General features: G+C 68.8%; 15 protein-coding genes. 8 read left to right on the top strand and 7 right to left on the bottom strand.

From position 1 onward, the window contains the following. Window positions 1–132 precede the first annotated feature (132 nt). The 3 genes from SB816_RS10525 to SB816_RS10515 all read left to right on the top strand — a co-directional run bounded on the left by SB816_RS10525 (window position 133) and on the right by SB816_RS10515 (window position 3,085). Window positions 133–684, top strand: a complete 552-nt coding sequence (locus SB816_RS10525) for a TRAP transporter small permease (protein ID WP_054502215.1) — start codon at window positions 133–135, stop codon at window positions 682–684. Then, entirely contained in the window at window positions 681–1,979 is a 1,299-nt protein-coding gene (locus SB816_RS10520) for a TRAP transporter large permease (protein ID WP_410546912.1), read from the top strand. Before SB816_RS10525 ends, SB816_RS10520 begins: the two co-directional genes overlap by 4 nt. A 74-nt stretch (window positions 1,980–2,053) precedes the next feature. Next, the gene (locus SB816_RS10515) at window positions 2,054–3,085 is read left to right on the top strand and encodes a DctP family TRAP transporter solute-binding subunit (protein ID WP_049073254.1); all 1,032 of its coding nucleotides are present in this window, start codon (window positions 2,054–2,056) and stop codon (window positions 3,083–3,085) included. A gap of 182 nt (window positions 3,086–3,267) precedes the next feature. On the opposite strand, the gene greB is transcribed toward SB816_RS10515, so the two are convergent. The 4 genes from greB to SB816_RS10495 form a co-directional block, all read right to left on the bottom strand. Then, complete coding sequence (gene greB, locus SB816_RS10510; protein WP_024069367.1) at window positions 3,268–3,819, bottom strand: transcription elongation factor GreB; 552 nt, start codon at window positions 3,817–3,819, stop codon at window positions 3,268–3,270. 89 nt (window positions 3,820–3,908) lie between these two features. Further along, the gene (locus SB816_RS10505; protein WP_054502213.1) at window positions 3,909–4,754 is read right to left on the bottom strand and encodes a 3',5'-nucleoside bisphosphate phosphatase; all 846 of its coding nucleotides are present in this window, start codon (window positions 4,752–4,754) and stop codon (window positions 3,909–3,911) included. A 90-nt stretch (window positions 4,755–4,844) separates the two neighbouring features. After that, a complete protein-coding gene (locus SB816_RS10500; protein WP_064526849.1) occupies window positions 4,845–5,780 on the bottom strand; it encodes an alpha/beta fold hydrolase in 936 nt (311 codons plus the stop codon). 139 nt (window positions 5,781–5,919) lie between these two features. Then, a complete protein-coding gene (locus tag SB816_RS10495; RefSeq protein WP_064526851.1) occupies window positions 5,920–6,492 on the bottom strand; it encodes an AAA family ATPase in 573 nt (190 codons plus the stop codon). Between the two features lie 393 nt (window positions 6,493–6,885). On the opposite strand from SB816_RS10495, the gene cfa reads away from it, so the two are divergent. Then, on the top strand, window positions 6,886–8,061 hold the full coding sequence (cfa, locus tag SB816_RS10490) for a cyclopropane fatty acyl phospholipid synthase (RefSeq protein WP_054502210.1): 1,176 nt from the start codon (window positions 6,886–6,888) through the stop codon (window positions 8,059–8,061). 137 nt (window positions 8,062–8,198) lie between these two features. On the opposite strand, the gene SB816_RS10485 is transcribed toward cfa, so the two are convergent. After that, window positions 8,199–9,842 (bottom strand): GMC family oxidoreductase, encoded by a 1,644-nt coding sequence (locus SB816_RS10485; RefSeq protein WP_410546911.1) that lies wholly within the window; start codon window positions 9,840–9,842, stop codon window positions 8,199–8,201. Window positions 9,843–9,991: 149 nt separating this feature from the next. On the opposite strand from SB816_RS10485, the gene SB816_RS10480 reads away from it, so the two are divergent. Further along, entirely contained in the window at window positions 9,992–10,879 is an 888-nt protein-coding gene (locus SB816_RS10480; RefSeq protein WP_116792528.1) for a LysR family transcriptional regulator, read from the top strand. 16 nt (window positions 10,880–10,895) lie between these two features. Then, complete coding sequence (locus tag SB816_RS10475) at window positions 10,896–11,789, top strand: TonB family protein (protein ID WP_336235066.1); 894 nt, start codon at window positions 10,896–10,898, stop codon at window positions 11,787–11,789. 22 nt (window positions 11,790–11,811) lie between these two features. On the opposite strand, the gene SB816_RS10470 is transcribed toward SB816_RS10475, so the two are convergent. Then, window positions 11,812–12,792, bottom strand: a complete 981-nt coding sequence (locus SB816_RS10470) for a LysR family transcriptional regulator (protein ID WP_054502206.1) — start codon at window positions 12,790–12,792, stop codon at window positions 11,812–11,814. Between the two features lie 137 nt (window positions 12,793–12,929). Between SB816_RS10470 and SB816_RS10465 the strand changes: the two genes are divergently transcribed. After that, on the top strand, window positions 12,930–14,246 hold the full coding sequence (locus SB816_RS10465) for an MFS transporter (RefSeq protein ID WP_054502205.1): 1,317 nt from the start codon (window positions 12,930–12,932) through the stop codon (window positions 14,244–14,246). Window positions 14,247–14,279: 33 nt separating this feature from the next. Next, window positions 14,280–15,596, top strand: coding sequence for an ArgE/DapE family deacylase (locus tag SB816_RS10460; RefSeq protein ID WP_410546910.1), 1,317 nt, complete (start codon window positions 14,280–14,282; stop codon window positions 15,594–15,596). A gap of 17 nt (window positions 15,597–15,613) precedes the next feature. On the opposite strand, the gene SB816_RS10455 is transcribed toward SB816_RS10460, so the two are convergent. Then, on the bottom strand, window positions 15,614–18,064 hold the full coding sequence (locus SB816_RS10455; RefSeq protein WP_410547124.1) for a DNA internalization-related competence protein ComEC/Rec2: 2,451 nt from the start codon (window positions 18,062–18,064) through the stop codon (window positions 15,614–15,616). Between the last annotated feature and the right edge of the window lie 137 nt (window positions 18,065–18,201).

Below are 18,201 nucleotides of genomic sequence, written 5' to 3'. Positions count from 1 at the left end.
GCTATTGCGATGCACCATGTTGCGGCCATACCGCAGCGCGGGAAAACACGAACACCCGCCCTTCCGCCCCGACGGTAGGATGCAGCGACCCCATACCAAGAAAGCGCCTCGCCGCGCTGGCCGTCGCCTCACATGTCACGCCCCGAAGCCCCCGCCGAGCCCGTCGAACCGATCATCCCCGCCGAAGCAGACCCCGCCGTGAAAGTGCCGCTGGCCATCGAGGACTGGCTGGCCGTGATCCTGCTGGCGGCCTTGGCGCTGATTACCTTCCTGAACGTGCTGGTGCGCTACTTCACCGACCAGTCGTTCGCCTGGACCGAAGAGATCTCGGTGTTCCTGCTGATCGTGCTGACCATGGCCGGCGGCAGCGTGGCCTTCGTGCGCAACCACCACATCCGCATCGAGATCCTGGCCGACAACGGCTCGCCGCGGCGCCAGCGCATCATGGCGCTGATCGCCAACTTCTGCGTGCTGGCGTTCTTCGTGCTGCTGACGGTGCTGTCGGTCAAGCTGGTGTCCGATGAATTCATCTACGAGGAAACCTCGCCCGCCATCGGCGTGCCGACCTGGTGGTATTCGATCTGGCTGCCGGTGATGGCCGCCGCCATCTCGCTGCGCACCCTGGGCACGCTGCGGCGCCTGTGGAAAGCGCCGCTGCCCAAGGCCGACGGGGGCCAGGCATGATCGCCGGCATCCTGTTCGCGGTCTTCATCGCGCTGATGCTGATCGGCGTGCCGGTCGGCGTGGCGCTGGGCATCGGCGGCACCGTGGCCATCGTGCTGTCCAACCTGGACACGCCCTGGTATGGCCTGCTGACCGTGCCGCAGAATTTCTACGCCGGGCTGGCCAAGTACCCGCTGCTGGCGATTCCGATGTTCGTGCTGGTCGGCTCCATCTTCGACCGCTCCGGCGTGGCCAAGCGGCTGGTGGATTTCGCCATCGCCATCGTCGGCCGCGGCCCCGGCATGCTGCCGCTGGTGTCGATCGCCGTGGCCATGTTCCTGGGCGGCATCTCGGGCTCCGGCCCGGCCTGCGCCGCCGCGGTGGGCGCCGTGATGATCGCGGCCATGTCGCGCGCCGGCTATCCGGGCGCGTTTTCGGCCTCGGTGGTGGCGGCGGGCGCGGCCACCGACATCCTCATCCCGCCCTCGGTGGCCTTCATCATCTATTCGGTGCTGGTACCCGAGGCCTCGGTGCCAGCGCTGTTCGCCGCCGGCATGGTGCCCGGCATCCTGGCCGGCCTGGCGCTGATCGTGCCGGCCGTGTGGCTGTCGCGCAAGCACAAGATGGGCATGCTGGAAGCGCACCTGCCGCGTCCGCCGTTCTGGCGCAGCCTGCGCGAGGCCTCGTGGGGCCTGGCCGCGCCGGTGCTGATCCTGGGCGGCATGCGCATGGGCTGGTTCACGCCCACCGAGGCGGCCGTGGTGGCGGTGTTCTACGGCCTGTTCGTGGGCATGTGCATCCACCGCACCATCAAGCTGCGCGACCTGTACGTGATCCTGCGCGAGGCGGCCGAGCTGTCGGCCGTGATCATGCTGGTGGTGACGCTGGCCGGCATCTTCGCCTGGGCCCTGTCCACGCTCAGCGTGATCGACCCGATCACCCACGCCATCGTCAATTCCGGGCTGGGCGAATGGGGCGTGCTGGCGCTGCTGATCCTGCTGCTGATGACCGTCGGCATGTTCCTGGACGGCATCTCCATCTTCCTGATCTTCGTGCCGCTGCTGATGCCGATCGCCAAGGCCTACAACTGGGACCCGGTGTGGTTCGGCGTGATCCTGACGCTGAAGGTGGCGCTGGGCCAGTTCACCCCGCCGCTGGCGGTCAACCTGATGGTGTCGTGCCGCATCGCGCGCGTGCCGATGGAATCGACCGTGCGCTGGGTGGTGTGGCTGCTGGGCGCGATGTTCCTGGTGCTGGTGGCGGTGCTGGTGTTCCCGCAGCTGGCGCTATGGCTGCCGCGCAAGCTGGGCTATTGAGGGAACCGGGCGCAACCCGCCCGGCATGCATTCATGACAACAACAGACAGACCCGCAAAGAGAGGAGACGCAACATGAATTTCCGCAAGCTGATCGGCGCCACCCTGTGCGCCGCCGCCGTGGTTGGCCTGCCCGCCGCCGCGCAGGCGCAGAACTACAAGCCCGAATACAAGCTCTCCATCGTCGTCGGCACCACTTTCCCGTGGGGCCAGGGCGCCGAGATCTGGTCGAACCTGGTGCGCGAGCGCACGCAGGGCCGCATCAACATCAAGGTCTACCCCGGCACCTCGCTGGTGCAGGGCGACCAGACCCGCGAATTCACCGCCATCCGCCAGGGCGTGATCGACATGGCCGTCGGCTCGACCATCAACTGGTCGCCGCAGATCAAGCAACTGAACCTGTTCTCGCTGCCCTTCCTGATGCCGGACTACGCCGCCATCGACGCGCTGGTGCAGGGCGACGTGGGCAAGGAGATGTTCAAGCTGATCGAGAAGGCCGGCGTGGTGCCGCTGGCCTGGGGCGAAAACGGCTACCGCCAGCTCAGCAACTCCAAGCGCGAGATCAAGCGGCCCGAGGACATGAAGGGCATGAAGCTGCGCGTGGTCGGCTCGCCGCTCTACATCGACACGTTCACCGCGCTGGGCGCCAACCCGACCCAGATGAGCTGGGCCGACGCCCAGCCGGCGCTGGCCAGCGGCGCGGTCGACGGCCAGGAGAACCCGCTGTCGATCTACACCGGCTCCAAGCTCTACACCGTCGGCCAGAAGTACCTGACGCTGTGGAACTACGTGGCCGATCCGCTGATCTTCGTGGTCAACCGCGAGGTGTGGAATTCGTGGTCGGAGAAGGACCGCGACATCGTGCGCCAGGCCGCGCTGGACGCCGGCAAGCAGCAGATCGTGATCGCGCGCAAGGGCGTCACGCCGGAAGATCCGTCCTTGCTCAAGGAGATCGAGGGCCACGGCGTCACCGTGACCTCGCTCAGCCAGGCCGAGCATGACGCCTTCGCCAAGGTCACCCAGCCCGTCTACGACAAGTGGAAGAAGCAGATCGGCGAGGACCTGGTCAACCTGGCCGAGAAGTCCATCGCGGCGCGCAAGAAGTAATCCGGCCAGGACACGATACCGAACAAGCAGCAAGCCCCAGGGGAACGGCGGCGCAAGCCGCCAACCGAGGCAGGGACGTCAGATCCCGCCCACCAAAGACGGGCGCCGGCCACAAGCCGGCGCCCGTCGCCTTTTGGAGGGTCCGTTTTGGCGGCGGCGCCGCAACGCCGCGCGGCGCCGTCCTACTCCGGGTAGCGCACTTCCAGGATGTCCAGCTCCTCGATCCCGCCGGGGGTGCGCAGCACCACCGTGTCGCCCTCCCGCGCCTTGATCAGCGCCCGCGCCACCGGCGAAATCCAACTGATCTTGCCAGCCAGCGGCTCGGCCTCGTCCACGCCGACGATGGTGACGGTATGTTCCTCGCCGGCCTTGTCGGAATACAGCACCGTGGCGCCGAAGAAGACCTGGTCGCGGTTGGGCTGGGCGGCCGGGTCGACCACCTCGGCGATGTCCAGGCGCTTGGTCAGGAAACGCATGCGGCGGTCGATCTCGCGCAGGCGCTTCTTGCCGTAGAGATAGTCGCCGTTCTCGGAACGGTCGCCGTTGGATGCGGCCCACGACACCACCTGCACCACCGCCGGCCGCTCCACGTTCATCAGGTGCGTCAGCTCGCCGCGCAGGCGCTCGTAGCCTTCCGGCGTCATGTAGTTCTTGGTGCCGGCCGGCAATGCCTGGGCCTGCGGCAGGTCATCGTCGTCCTCGTTGTCGGATTCTTTGACAAATGCTTTGTTCATGGCGGCGGCGCGGTCGACGCGCGATCAGTCAATTCAAGGGCGGCATGGACACGCCATGCCAGGAGCCGGGCGGCGGCGCGCCGCCCGCGCTAGAACCAGTCGTGCCAGACCGGCTTCAGGTCCGGCGGCAGCGGGGGCAGCCGGCCCAGGTCCATGCGGCTTTCTTTCGGGCTATGGAAGTCCGACCCGCGCGAGGCCAGGAAACCATAGCGGCGCGCCACCTCGGCATACTGGCGCGCCTCTTCAACGGTGTGGCTGCCGGTCGTGACTTCGATGCCCACGCCGCCCAACTGCAGGAATTCGTCGAACAGCGCGGCGAACTGCAGCGGCGTGTACTTGTAGCGCCCCGGATGCGCGATGACGGCAATGCCGCCGGCGCCGCGGATCCAGCCGACCGCCTCGGCCAAGGTGGCCCATTGCATGGGCACGTGGCCGGGGCGGTCGTCGCCCAGGTGCTTGGTGAAGACGGTCTGCACGTCGGGACAGTAACCCGCCTCGACCAGATAGCGCGCGAAGTGCGTGCGGCTGATCAATTCCGGGTTGCCGGCGAAAGGCAGCGCGCCTTCGTAGGCGCCAGGCATGCCCATCTCGGCCAGCCGCTCGCCGATGCGGCGGGCCCGCTCGGCGCGGCCCGAACGCGTCTTGCGCAGGCCGTCGGCCAGCGCCACATTGGACGGATCGAAACGCAGGCCGACGATGTGCACCGTCAGGCCGGCCCAGGTCACCGAGATCTCGACGCCCGTGGCAAAGCGCATGCCGAGTTCACCGGCCATGGCCGCGGCCTCGGCCAGGCCGCCGATCTCGTCATGGTCGGTCAGGGCCCAGACATCGACACCGTTGGCGTGCGCACGCTGCGCCACGTCGCGCGGCGCCAGGGCGCCATCGGACACGGTGGAATGGCAATGCAAATCGATGTTGAGAACGGGCGTAGTCATGGAACCTATTGTAGAGAAGCCCCGCCCCCCTGGGTAGCGGCGCCGGCCAGCGGCGTCCCCAATTGATCGACGGGGCCGCCGAGGCGGCCGTCACGCCAACAGGAAATCCGCCACCGCCGTCACCTGGTCGTCGGCCATCAGCGTCGGCGCGTGGCCCACGCCCCGCACCTCGTAGAGCCGGGCGCGCGGATTGCGCTGGCGCATTTCGTCGACGGTGGCGCGGGTCAGCAGATCGGAATGCTCGCCGCGCACGATCAGGATCGGGCAGTCGACCGCGTCATACGAACGCCACAGGATCTGCTCGCCGGCGGCCAGTTCCTCGCCGGTCTGCAACGCCATCGGCTGCGCCAGCGCCAGGTCGTAGTGCTTGACCCACTGCCCGCCCTGCTCCGGATAGACAAAGCGCGCCAGGTGGTCCCACTGCGCGTCCGTGTGCGGGCCGAAGGTCTCGGAATTGGCGCGCATGGCCGCCACCGCCTCCGCAAACGAGCCGAACGCGCCCGGTTCGCCCACGTACTGGCCGATGCGCGCCAGCGCGCCGGTCTCCAGGCGCGGGCCGACGTCGTTGAGCACCAGCTTCGACAAACGGATGCCGTCCTGCGGCGGCAGCATGCCCGCATGCGGGCGCAGCGGCAGCATCGCCCGCGCGAACGCGGCGGCGCCGGCCAGCCCCAGGCCGATCAGCCCGCCCATCGAGGTGCCGACCCAAGCCAGCGAGGCGGGCCGCAGCCGCGCCACCAGGGTGGTCATGTCGGACACGTACTGCGGCACGGTATAGAACGCCGGATTGACCAACCAGTCCGAGCGACCGCGGCCGACCACATCGGGGCACACCACGCGGAACTGCCCCGCCAGGCGCCGCGCCAGCGTATCGAAATCGCGCCCGCTGCGGGTCAGGCCATGGACGCAGACCAGCACCCGGTCATTGGCCGGATCGCCCCATTCCCAGTACGCCATGCGGTGCAGGCCCGCCGGGCTGGCGCAGGTGACGAATTCCAAACGGGGTTCCAGGCTCGCATCCAGCATCGTTGTGCTCCGAAAAACCGGCGCGCGGCCGCAATGGCGGCGCCGTGCATGGCGGGTATCTTATCGGAAGCGCGCGCCGCCGCCCGGACGCCGGCGCGGCGGCCGCGCCCCAGTCGGCGCGGGATGGCCGCTAAATGCCTCAGGCCGGACTCCTGGATACGCGCATGTCCGGCGGCAATGCGGCCAGCACCTGGTCCGCCAGGTCGTCCACGCTGGCGCGCGTATCCAGCGTCAGCACCGGGCAATGCAGTTGGCGGATCCATTCCCGGTGCTGCGCCAAAGTGCGCGTTCCCTCGGCGCCCGTGTCGTAACCGGCGGCCCATTCCAGGAAAAGGCGGCTCTTCTCACGCACCGCGGGATCGTTTTCCAGCGCCGCGCCATAGCGTTCAACCTCGCGGCGGCGCAGCCGCGCCATGCGCTCGGCCGCCGGCAGCCGCAGGAACACCACCAGCGTGAACGCGGGAATCAGGCCCTCGCCCCAGTGGTAGACCGAACCGCCGCTGAGCACCCAATCGTCATGCCCTCGCAGCCGTTCGCGGATGCGGCGCCAACGCTCCTCCTTGGGATACTTGTCGGTGAATGGCGGATCGGTCGGCAGCCAGTAGTAGTCGTCGGCTTCGAGGTGGGGCACGCCCAGGCGTGCGCCGAGCGCGGCGCCCAGCGTGGTGGCGCCGCAGCCGGACGCGCCGAAAAGATGGATGCGCGCAGCCATGGGACTCTCCTTGAGACGGATGCGACCCGGCGGAATCCGCCGGCGACAGGCACGAATGCCGCCCGGACCTGTCCGGGCGGCGCGCAACCAGTGTAGCGGCGTGCGACCGTCTGTCGGGCGCCTACGGCACCATTGGCCCCATGGTCTTTATCCTGGCCCCGGCCCTGTTGGTGGCAGGATGCGTCTGGGCCTTGCGCAGCAGCATACGTTGGTTAAGATTGGCGGGTCCCGGGTCAGCGGCCGCGGTGTCACGGCGCTGACACCCCGCTGAAATTACGATTGCCTATCGAGCCGATTCAATCATTAAATTGGATTCCATCCGCCGGTCCGGGCGAGAGTTATGCGCTTCGAGCATTGCCAGATCAGTCAGTCCAGAATTGATATGGAGCCACTATGCACCAAAGCAGTCCGACTACTCAGCTAACGCCACCCCGCGCCGACGCCGGCCCCCCCGCACCGCCCAAGGTCCTGCAGGACCTGCTGGCGCGCGCGGATGTCCGGATCAACGGCTCGCGCCCCTGGGACATCCAGGTCCATGACAAGCACATGTACGAGCGCGTCTTCGCCAGTTGGTCGCTGGGGCTGGGCGAGTCCTACATGGACGGCGAATGGGACTGCGAGCAGCTCGACGAACTCTTCACCCGCCTGCTGCGCGCCGACATGGGCTCGGCCGCGCTGGGCCTGGCGCGCGTCAAGCTGATCGCCGAACACCTGCGCCACAAGCTGTTCAACCTGCAATCCCGAAGCCGCGCCTTCGAAGTCGGCGAGCAGCACTACGACGCCGGCAACGACGTGTTCGAGGCCATGCTCGACAGCCGCATGATCTATTCCTGCGCCTTCTGGGAACAGGCCGACACGCTCGAAGCCGCGCAGGAAGCCAAGCTCGACATGATCTGCCGCAAGCTGCAGCTCAAGCCCGGCGAGACGCTGCTGGACATCGGCTGCGGCTGGGGCGGGCTGGCCAAGTTCGCGGCCGAACGCTATGGCGTCAAGGTCACCGGCATCACCGTCTCCAAGGAGCAATTGGCGCTGGCCCAGGAGCGCGTGCGCGGCCTGCCGGTGGAACTGCTGCTGCAGGACTACCGCGACCTGCAGGGCAGCTTCGACAAGGTGGTGTCGGTCGGCATGTTCGAGCACGTCGGCCCCAAGAACTACGACACCTACTTCACCAATGTGCAACGGCTGATGGCGCCCGGCGGCATCTTCCTGCTGCACACCATCGGCATCGCCTCGACCAGCCAGAGCACCGATCCCTGGATCGACCGCTACGTCTTCCCCAACGGCAAGCTGCCGTCGGCCCGCGAGATCAGCACCGCGGTCGAAGGCCGCTTCATCATCGAGGACTGGCACAACTTCGGCGCCGACTACGACCGCACGCTGATGGCCTGGTGGGACAATTTCCAGCGCGCCTGGCCGCGGTTGCAGGAGCGCTACGGCACGCGCTTCTACCGCATGTGGCAGTACTACCTGATGTGTTGCGCCGGCTTCTTCCGCTCGCGCGAGGGGCAACTGTGGCAGGTGATCCTGACGCATCCGCAGCGCCAGGAGATGTACCGGTCGCTGCGCTGAGGCGGACTCGGGGAGCGCCTTCCGGGGACCGCCTCCTCTGGAAGGCGCCGCCCGGGCTCCAGGCTGGAAATGTCGGGCCTGGCCGCTCCCCTCCAACGCGCCACGCCCGGATCGCCACGGTCGCGTCCCGCCCCGCGTCACGCGACCAGTTCGGCCGCCCGCGCCTCGGCGCCGACGCGCACCGCGTCCTCCAGAATCATCTGCGCCGCCCGCTCCGCGATCATGATGGTGGGCGAATTGGTGTTGCCCGAGGTGATCGTCGGCATGATCGACGCGTCGGCTACGCGCAAGCCTTGCAGGCCATGCACGCGCAGGCGCGCATCCACCACCGCGCCGTCGTCGGGGCGGCGGCCCATGGCGCAGGTGCCGACGGGATGGAAGATGGTGGTGCCGATCTTGCCGGCCGCCTCGCGCAGCTCGGCCTCGCTCTGGCAGGCCGGGCCCGGCAGCCATTCCTCCGGCTGGTAGCGCTGCAAGGCCGGCGCCGCGCTGATGCGCCGCACCAGCCGGATGGCGTCGGCCGCCACCTTCAGGTCCTGTTCTTCCTTCAGGTAGTTCGGCGTGATCACCGGCGGCAGCGAACCGTCCGCGCCCTGCGCGTGCACGCTGCCGCGCGACACCGGCCGCAGATTGCAGACGCTGGCCGTGAACGCATCGAAACCATGCAGCGGCTCGCCAAAGGCGCCCAGCGACAAAGGCTGCACGTGGAATTCCAGGTTGGCGCGCGCCTGGCCCGGATCGGACTTGGCGAACGCCCCCAACTGCGACGGCGCCATGCTCATCGGCCCGCTGCGGTTCAGCAGGTATTCCAGGCCGATGCCGGCCTTGCCCCACCAGGTCGAGGCGATGCGGTTCAGCGTCTTCACGCCGCGCACCTTCAGGATGACGCGCAGTTGCAGGTGGTCCTGCAGGTTCTCGCCCACGCCGGGCAAGGCGTGATGCAGCGCAATGCCGCTTTCGCGCAAGCGCGCCGGCTCGCCGATTCCCGACAATTCCAGCAGTTGCGGCGTATTGACGGCGCCCGCCGCCAGCACCACCTCGCGCGCCGCGCGGACGCTGACTGACTGCCCCTCGCGGCGCACCTGCACGCCGACGCAGCGCGAGCCCTCGAACAGCAGGCGTTCGGCGTGCGCGCCCGTCATCACCCGCAGATTGGGCCGCTCGCGCACCGGCCGCAGGAACGCCTTGGCAGTGTTCCAGCGCCAGCCGCGGCGCTGGTTCACATCGAAATAGCCGACCCCGAAGTTGTCGCCCCGGTTGAAGTCCGCCACGCGGGGGATGCCCGCCTGCTCCGCCGCGTCTGCGAAGGCGTCGAGGATGTCCCAGCGCAGCCGCTGCGCCTCGACCCGCCACTCGCCGCCGACGCCGTGGAATTCGTCGCCGCCGCGATAATGGTCTTCGCTGCGCTTGAACACCGGCAGCACCTCGTCCCAGCGCCATGACGGATCGCCGGCGGCCTCGGCCCACTCGTCGTAGTCCTGGCGCTGGCCGCGCATGTAGATCATGCCGTTGATCGACGAGCAACCGCCCAGCACCCGGCCGCGCGGATAGATCAGTGACCGCCCGCCCAGCCCAGGCTCGGCGCCGGTGCGGTACATCCAGTCGGTGCGCGGGTTGCCAATGCAGTACAGGTAGCCGACTGGAATGTGGATCCAATGGTAGTTGTCGCGGCCGCCCGCCTCCAGCAGCAGCACGCGCGCCGCCGGGTCACGGCTCAGGCGGTTGGCCAGCACGCAGCCAGCCGACCCGGCGCCCACGATGATGTAGTCGTATGTCTCCATTTGCGCTTCTTCTTTTGAGTCTCGACTTCTTGTCAGTCACCAGTCGCTGCGCCACTGTCGCGCAGCCGGACGCCCCTGTCCAATGAATTGTTGAAAAGCGCTTTATAAGACTCTTTAATAATGGGTATCGCCCTGACGGGACCGGAGCCATGGACCTCAAGCACATCCGCACCTTCGCCGCGGTGGCGCGCGTCGGCAACCTGACGCGCGCGGCCGAACACCTGCACCTGACGCAACCCGCGCTCAGCCTGCAGCTCAAGAGCTTCCAGGAAGCCCTGGACCTGCCGCTGTTCACCCGCACCGCCCAGGGCCTGGCGCCCAACGCCGATGGGCGCGCGCTGCTGCCCTCGGCCCAGCGCGTGCTGGACGCGCTCGAGGACTTCGAGCGCGCCATCGGCGCGCTGCGCGTCACGGTGCAGGGCGAACTGCGCCTGGGCACCATCCTCGACCCCGAATTCCTGCGGCTGGGCGCCACCCTGCGCCACCTGGTCCAGCACTATCCCAAGATCCGCCCCACGCTACGCCACGGCATGTCCGGCTCGGTTGCGCGCCAGGTGCGCAACGGCGAGCTGGACGTCGGCTTTTCCCTCGGCCCGCGCGACCAGGCCAGCGGCCAGCCCGCCCTGCATGCCCTGCCGCTGGCGGCGTTCTCCTACTACGTGGTCGCTCCCAAGGGTTGGGGCCCGCAACTGGCCGGCCGCGGCTGGCACGAGATCGCCGCGCTGCCCTGGATCTGGACGCCGCCCGACTCGGTCCATCACCGCCTGCTCGCGACGAAATTCAGCGAACTGGGCGTCGCCCCCAACGCGGTCGCCGAAGTCGACCAGGAGGCCTCGATGCTGGACCTGGTGCGCTCCGGCGTCGGCCTGACCCTGGCGCGCGACTCCATCGCCCTGCGCGAATCGCAGGCGCACGGGCTGGCGCTGGCGCCGGGGCTGTCGATCGAGGCGGAACTGGCCTTCATCACGCTGGCCGCGCGGCGCGAGGAGCCGATGATCGCCGCGTCTTTCGACGCGGTGCGGGCGGCATTCGGCTGACCAGGAGAGACTCCCCGTGCGCTCACGCTTGCTCGCTATCGGCCTGGCCCTGGCCTGCGCCGCCGTCCCCGTCATGGCCGCCGCCCCCGGCAACGAAGCCGAATGGACCCGGGCCGTGCAACGCCGCCTGATCAGCCGCCTGGATTATCCGAAAGAGGCGCACCGCCTCAGCGGCCCGATCAGCCTGTCCCTGAAGATCACGGCGCTACGCAACGGCACCATCTACGACGTCGTGGTGAGCCGGTCCTCCGGCGACGCCGCCGTCGACCAGGCCGCCGTCGCCATGGTGCGGCGCGCCGGCCCGCTGCCCGCTTTTCCGGACGCCATGACCCAGGAAAAGACCGAGCTGATGCTGCCGCTGCGCTTCCAGCAGGAAGACGACACGGCGCCCGCCACCGACCGGGGTCCGCCCGCCGACATCCCGCCGCGCCGCTACGTCGACGCAGCCACCGGCTTCAGCGTCACCGTGCCCTCGCCGCTGCGGGCCGGCCCCGCGCCCACCCGCGGCAGGTACGACGCCCAGATCGAGATCTCCAGCCCCGATGGCTTCCCGCCCAGGGCGCGGGACGCCAGGTACCTGTGCCGGATCGGCTTCCAGGCCACGCAGGCTGGCGCCCAGCCCCCCGCCGCGCCGGCGCCGAGCGCGCAGGTCGCCGCCGCCGAACGCCGGCAGCGCCGGTTGGGCGGGTCCATCGAGCTGTACGACCGGTTCACCCTGGACGGCGCGCAGGGCCTGGACTACCTCGCAGCGCCGGGCCCCAGCCACCCGGACACGCTGCACTACTATGCCGACATCGTATTGCCGCAAGGCCGCGTCCGCATGGCCTGCGCCACCCAACGCGATGCCATGCCCGCCGCGATGACGATGTTCCGGCAAGTGCGCGACGGCATCGCCGCCCGGGCCCGCTGACCCGGGCGGGGGACCTGACGCATCAAGGCGGCGGCAGGTTGCCGGGCACCAGCCGCTCGGCCATGGTGAAACCGTCGATGTAGTCGCGAAAGTGCTTGAGGAAGGCCGCCTCGGCCGGACTGCGTTGCACGTCCCGGTGCCACAACAGGTGCAGGTCGACCGAACACACGCCCTCGCCGGGCGGCAGCCGCCACAACCGGCCCTCGGCGAGATCGCGCCGTACGCTGTGCTCGGGCAGGCAACCGATGCCGAAGCCGGCGACGAGCAAGCGCTTGACTTCGTCATGCTGCGTGGACGTCGCCACCACCCGCCCTGAAAACCCCCGCTGGTCGCGAAAAATCGTCAGCGGCGACAGGCTGTCGCCCAGGGCATCGCTGGCGAAAGAGACGAAGTTTTCGCCCATCAGGTCTTCGATGCGCAGGTCCTGACGACCGAACAATGCGTGGTTGCGCCCGCAGAACAGCGCGTAGCGCTGGTGCAGGAAAACCTTGTTCTCGAGCCGCTTGGGCATCTGCCGGCAAAGCGCGATGCCGGCCGTGCCCACGCGTTGCTGCATCAGCGTAACGATCTCGCTGCTGGGCAACACATCCATCTGCACCTCGATGCGCGGATAGGCCGCATGGAACGCCGCCCAGAAATCGTCATAGACCTGGGAGTGAATACGGCTGGCCACCAGCAAGTGGATGCGGCCGGTCGCCTCGACTTCCGTCTGCGAGACGTCGGTCAGCAACTGCGCGACATTGCCATAGATGGCCTGCGCCGCGCGACACACCTCTTCACCGGCATTGGTGACGGTGAACGCCTGGTTGTGCCGTTCGATCAGGCGCCGGTCCAACTGTTCCTCCAGTCGCTTGAGCGCCTGGCTGACGGCCGATTGCGTCAGGTGCAGCTTGGCGGCCGCGCCGCTGATGCTGCGCTCCTGCACGATCACCAGGAAGGTCCGCAGCAGGTTCCAGTCGAGGCGGTCGCCGCTGCGGGCGTCGGCGGGGTGGGCGTTGTTCATCGGCGGCCTTTGCAGGGAATCGGCAAGACATCAATTTAACTTAAGTGAAAAATTAAAAATCATAAATTGACGTTATATCGAGGCGGGCGCGATAAAGACGCCTTCGAACAACGACAACACCCACAAGAGGAAACCCCATGACCGCTCCCGCCCATGCTCCGGCGGCGCGCCAACCTGTCCGGGCCGCGACCGCCGCATTCGTCGGCACCACCATCGAGTGGTACGACTTCTACATCTACGCCACGGCCGCCGCGCTGGTGTTCGGCAAAGTGTTCTTCCCCACCGCCGATCCGTTCATCAGCACCATGGCGTCGTTTGGCACGTTCGCCGCCGGCTTCCTTGCACGGCCGCTCGGCGGCGTCCTCTTCGGCCACCTGGGCGACCGTGTCGGCCGCAAGAACGCACTGATGGCGACCCTGGTCATCATGGGGCTGGCCACGGTCGGCATCGGCCTGCTGCCCAGTTATGCCACCGCCGGCCTCTGGGCGCCCGCCCTGTTGCTGCTGCTGCGCCTGGCACAGGGGCTGGCGGTTGGCGGCGAGTGGGGCGGCGCTGTATTGATGGCCGGCGAACACGCCTCGCAACGCCGCCGCACGTTCGCCGCCTCGTTCGCGCAATTGGGCAGCCCGGCCGGCCTGATCCTGTCGCTACTCGCGTTCCGGCTGCTGACCACGCTGGACGAAGCCGATTTCGTGAGCTGGGGCTGGCGCGTTCCCTTCCTGATCAGCGCGGTCCTGTTGCTGGTCGGTTATTTCATCCGCGTCGGCGTCAATGAATCGCCCGATTTCGCGAAAGTGCTAGAGCGCCAGGAACGCGCCGAGATCCCGGCCAAGGAAGTGCTGCGCACCGCCTGGCGCACCGTGCTGCTGTGCATGGGGGTGTGCACCGTGGCGATCGGCGGCATCTACTTCACCAACACCTTCATGCTGTCGTACACGACCCAGACAATGGGCCTGAGCCGCACGCTGGTCCTGGACTGCCTGTTCGTGGTCGCCATCATCCAGTTCTTCGTGCAGCCGGTGGCGGCCTGGCTGGCCGACGCCGTTGGCCCCACCCGGGTCCTCATTACGGCGGCCTTCTTCTCGGTGTTGGCGCCCTATCCCATGTTCATGCTCGTGTCGCAAGGCACGCCCTACAGCATCGTCGGCGGCATCGCCATCGTGCTGGTCTTCATGGCCGCGATCTATTCCGCCATGGCCGGCTACATCAGCTCGGCGTTCCCCACCCACGTGCGTTATTCCGGCATCTCGCTGTCGTACCAGTTGTGCGGCGCGGTGGCGGGCGGCATGACGCCGCTGGTCGGCACCTGGCTGACCTACCACTACCCCGGCCAATGGCTGCCGCTGGCGATCTTCTATTCGACGCTGTCGGCGATCACGCTCGTGTCGATCTGGGCCCTGGCCGGCCACAAGCGCCGCCTGGCGCTGGACGTCACCCCCGCTGCCGCGGCCTGAACCGCCCCGCTTCTCCTTCTTTCAGGAAACCCGATGACACAGACCACCTCCCCGCCCGCGCTCACCGCAGCGCAGACCCGCCGGATCCTGCAAGCCGTTGACGCGCATTTCGACGCCCAACTGGCCTTCACCCAGGATCTGGTGCGCTTCCCCTCGCTGCGCGAACAGGAGCATACGGCGCAAGACTTTCTCTACGAGGCGATGCGCGCGCGCGGCTTCGCGATGGACCGCTGGAAAATCGACGTCAAGGACATCGAGTCCCACCCCGGCTTCGGCCCGGTGACCGTCTCGTATGAAAACGCCTTCAACGTGGTCGGCACTTATCGTCCCTCGCGGCAACAGGGCCGCTCGCTCATCCTGAACGGACATATCGACGTGGTGCCCACCGGCCCCGTGGATATGTGGTCCCGCTCACCGTGGGACCCCGCGATCATCGACGGCTGGATGTACGGACGTGGCGCTGCCGACATGAAGGCGGGCCTGGCCGCCAACCTGTATGCCTACGACGCCGTGCGCGCCGCCGGCTATGAACCCGCCGCCCCGATCTATTTCCAGTCGGTGGTCGAAGAGGAATGCACCGGCAACGGCGCCCTGTCCGCCCTGCTGCGCGGCTACCAGGCCGACGCCGTGATCATTCCGGAGCCGGAAGAGAACATGCTGGTGCGCGCCAACGTGGGCGTGCTGTGGTTCAAGGTCCGCGTGCAGGGCCATCCCACCCATACCCGCGAGATGGCCAACGGCTTCAACGCCATCGACGCCGCCTACGCCGCCATCGAGGCGTTGCGCGGGATCGAAGCCAAATGGAACGCGGAGCACCACTGCCATCGCCATTTCGAACATCTCGACCATCCGATCAATTTCAACATCGGCAAGATCGAGGGCGGCGACTGGCCGTCGACGGTACCGCCCTGGTGTGAATTCGACGTGCGCGCGGCAATCTATCCGGGCACCACCGCGGATGAGGCCCGCGCGCAGATCGACGCCTGCCTGCGCGACGCCGTCGCCGACCCGCGGCTTGGCGGCACGCCGCCCCAGGTCGCCTACACCGGCTTCTATGCCGAAGGCTACGTGCTCGAAGAAGGCAGCGATGCCGAAAACACGCTGCGCGATTGCCACCAGCAGGCCTTCAAGAGCGAGCTCGAAAGCTTCACGACCCCGGGCTATCTCGATGCCCGTGTCTTCGTGATCTATGGCGACATGCCGACGCTGGTCTATGGTCCAAAGTCGCTCGACATCCATGGCTTTGATGAACGTGTCCACATCGAGTCGCTGCGGCTGATCACCAAGACCATTGCGCTTTTCATTGCCCAATGGTGTGGCGTCAGCGAAACGAACGACCAGGCGGACTGAACCCGGCGCGGGCCGGCTCAGCGCCCATGCCAGTAGCGCCGGTGCCGCTCGCGTTGCGCCCACACCGCCAGCCCATCGGCGCGCGACTCGGCCGTCACCGCCCCATCGCGGTCACTGCGCCAGAACGCCGCGCCCGCGCGGAGCCAGCGCCGTTCCACCGCCGGGGCCGGGTGGCCGAAACGGTTCAGGTAGCCGCACTGGGCAATCGCGTGGCCGGCATGCGCGGCGGCCACCAGCTCCCGCCCGGATGACCATGCCGACCCGTGATGCGGCGCCAGCACGATATCGGTCGGCGGCAGGCCGAGCGCGGCCAGCTCGCGCTCCTGCGCCACGCCGATGTCGCCGGTCAGCAGCAGCGAATGGGCGCGGCCCGCGACGCGCAACACGCAACTGTTGGCGTTGCGATCGGCCTCCAGCGCGGCCGCTGCCGCCGCGGGATGCAGGAAGGTGAAGGTCACGCCGTCAACACGCCAACTGTCGCCGCGCTCGCAGCGCAGCATCCGGGCCGGAGAAACGTAGGAGGCGCCCCGGTCCGGTGCGCGATTCGAAGATTCGCCGGCCGGCAAACTGCCCCGGGACGATGTCGCCACCGTCAATGCCCCACGCTGCCCGGACCATAGCCTGGCATCACGCCGCAGCCACGCCGCCACATCGAACGACGCATAGCTGCGCGCCACCGGCACCGCCGCCAGCACCGAGCGCGTGCCGCCCACGTGATCCAGGTCCGCGTGCGACAGAACCAGCACGTCCAGCTTGTCGATGCCGCGCGCCTGCAACTGCGGCGCGATCACCCGTTCGCCCGCGTCGCCGCCGCCGAAATGGCGCGGACCGGCATCGAACAACAGGGCCTGGGTCGCGGTCTCCACCAGGATCGCGCTGCCCTGGCCGATGTCCATCGCGCTCATGCGCCAGTAGCCCGGCTCGGGCCTTTCGGGCCGCCAGCACAACAGCGGCAGCATGCACAGCCAGCCCAGGCGCCGCGCCGGCCAGCCCTGTGCCTGCAAGGCCCACGCCATCCCAGCCAGCGCCCACAGCAGCCAGGGCCACGGCGCCGCCGCCACCGTGAAGCTGGCCCAGTCCGCGTTGCCCACCCACGCGACCACCGTCATCGCCAGGTCGAACACCCACGCCCCCGCCTGCCCCGCCACCGCGGCCACGCCGGCCGTGGCCGGCGCCACAGAGAACATGGCGCACAGCAGCGCCAGCGGCGTGACCAGGAACGTCACCGCCGGAATCGCCACCGCATTGGCCAGCGGCGACCCGAGCGAGACCTGATGCACCAGGAACGCCAGCAGCGGCGTCAGTCCCAGCGTCACGGTCAACTGCAGCCGCGTCGCCTGCGCCAGCGCCGCGGCCCAGCGCTGGCGCCACCCGGCATCGGCGTCGCGCGGCGCCTGCGCCACGCGCAGCAGGATCGCCACCGCGCCGAACGACAACCAGAAACCCGCCGCCATCGGCGCCCATGGATCCAGCATCACCACAGCCGCCGCCGCGAACGCCAGCACCCGCCCCGCCGATATCCGCAGGCGCGACCAGCCCGCCGCCAACACCACCGACAGCATGAAGAACGTGCGCCGCGACGGCACGCCCCACCCCGCCAGCAGGCAATACGCCAGCCCCACGACCATCGCCGCCGCGCCGCCGGCAATGCGCGCCGGCACCCGCTCGGCCAGGCCGATGCCGCGCCAGCGCGCGCGCCGCCACATCGCCGCCAGCAACCAGGCCGCCAGGCCCGCGATCGAGGTCACATGCATGCCGCTGATGGACACCAGATGCGTGATGCCGCTGCGATTGAAGACTCGCCAGTCGTCCCGCGCCACGCCGGCCTGATCACCGATCGCCAGCGCGATCAGCACCGGCGCGTAGCGATGGCCGCCGAGCGCCCGCCGCATGCCTGCGCGCACGCGATACCTGGCACGCTCGATGGCGATGCCGGCAGACGCCCAGGGCTGGTCTTCCAGCAATCGCGGCTGGCCCCGCACCGTGCCGGTGGCGCGCAACCCGCGCGCGAACAGGCGCGCCTCGCCATCCGGCGCATCGGGATTGAGCGGCGCATGCGGCCGGCGCAGCACCAGCGCCATGCGCCACACCTGGCCCGGCGCCACCGCCGGCAGCCCCGGCTGCGCGCCGGGCGGCGCCAGCCACGACACCAGGATGCGCCGCGGAATGCCGGAACGCGCCGGCCCGACCTGCTCGCCCACGAACCGCACGCCGCCTGCGTCATCGTCGGGCAGCTCGGCCACGCGCAACGCCAGCCGCGCGACGGCATCCTGGTGCGCGTCGGCCAGCGCGTCATCCAGGCGCCATTGCGCCCGCAACGCGGCATTGACCGCGCCCACCAGCAACCCCGCGATCAGGCAGGCCAGCATCCCCGCCAGCCAGCCCTGCCAGCGCCGGGCAGCCAAGGGCAACACGGCGCAGGCCACGCCGGCGGTCAGGTAGAACCCCGCCCCCGGCAGCGCCGCCAGTGTCTGCACCGCCCCCGCGCCCGCCACGATGGCCAGGCAGAATATGCGCCCCTTGATATCCGTCTCCCGGGAAACGGATCAGCGTAGGGCGACAGGCGCTCAGGCGGTCGGTGTATGAAGGGATTTGCCCACCTCGG

Source organism: Achromobacter sp. SIMBA_011, assembly GCF_046535435.1.
In the GTDB taxonomy this organism is placed as follows: Bacteria; Pseudomonadota; Gammaproteobacteria; order Burkholderiales; family Burkholderiaceae_B; genus Achromobacter; species Achromobacter dolens.
Note: the sequence above shows the minus strand (reverse complement) of the source record. Positions and strands in the feature narration are given on the sequence as shown.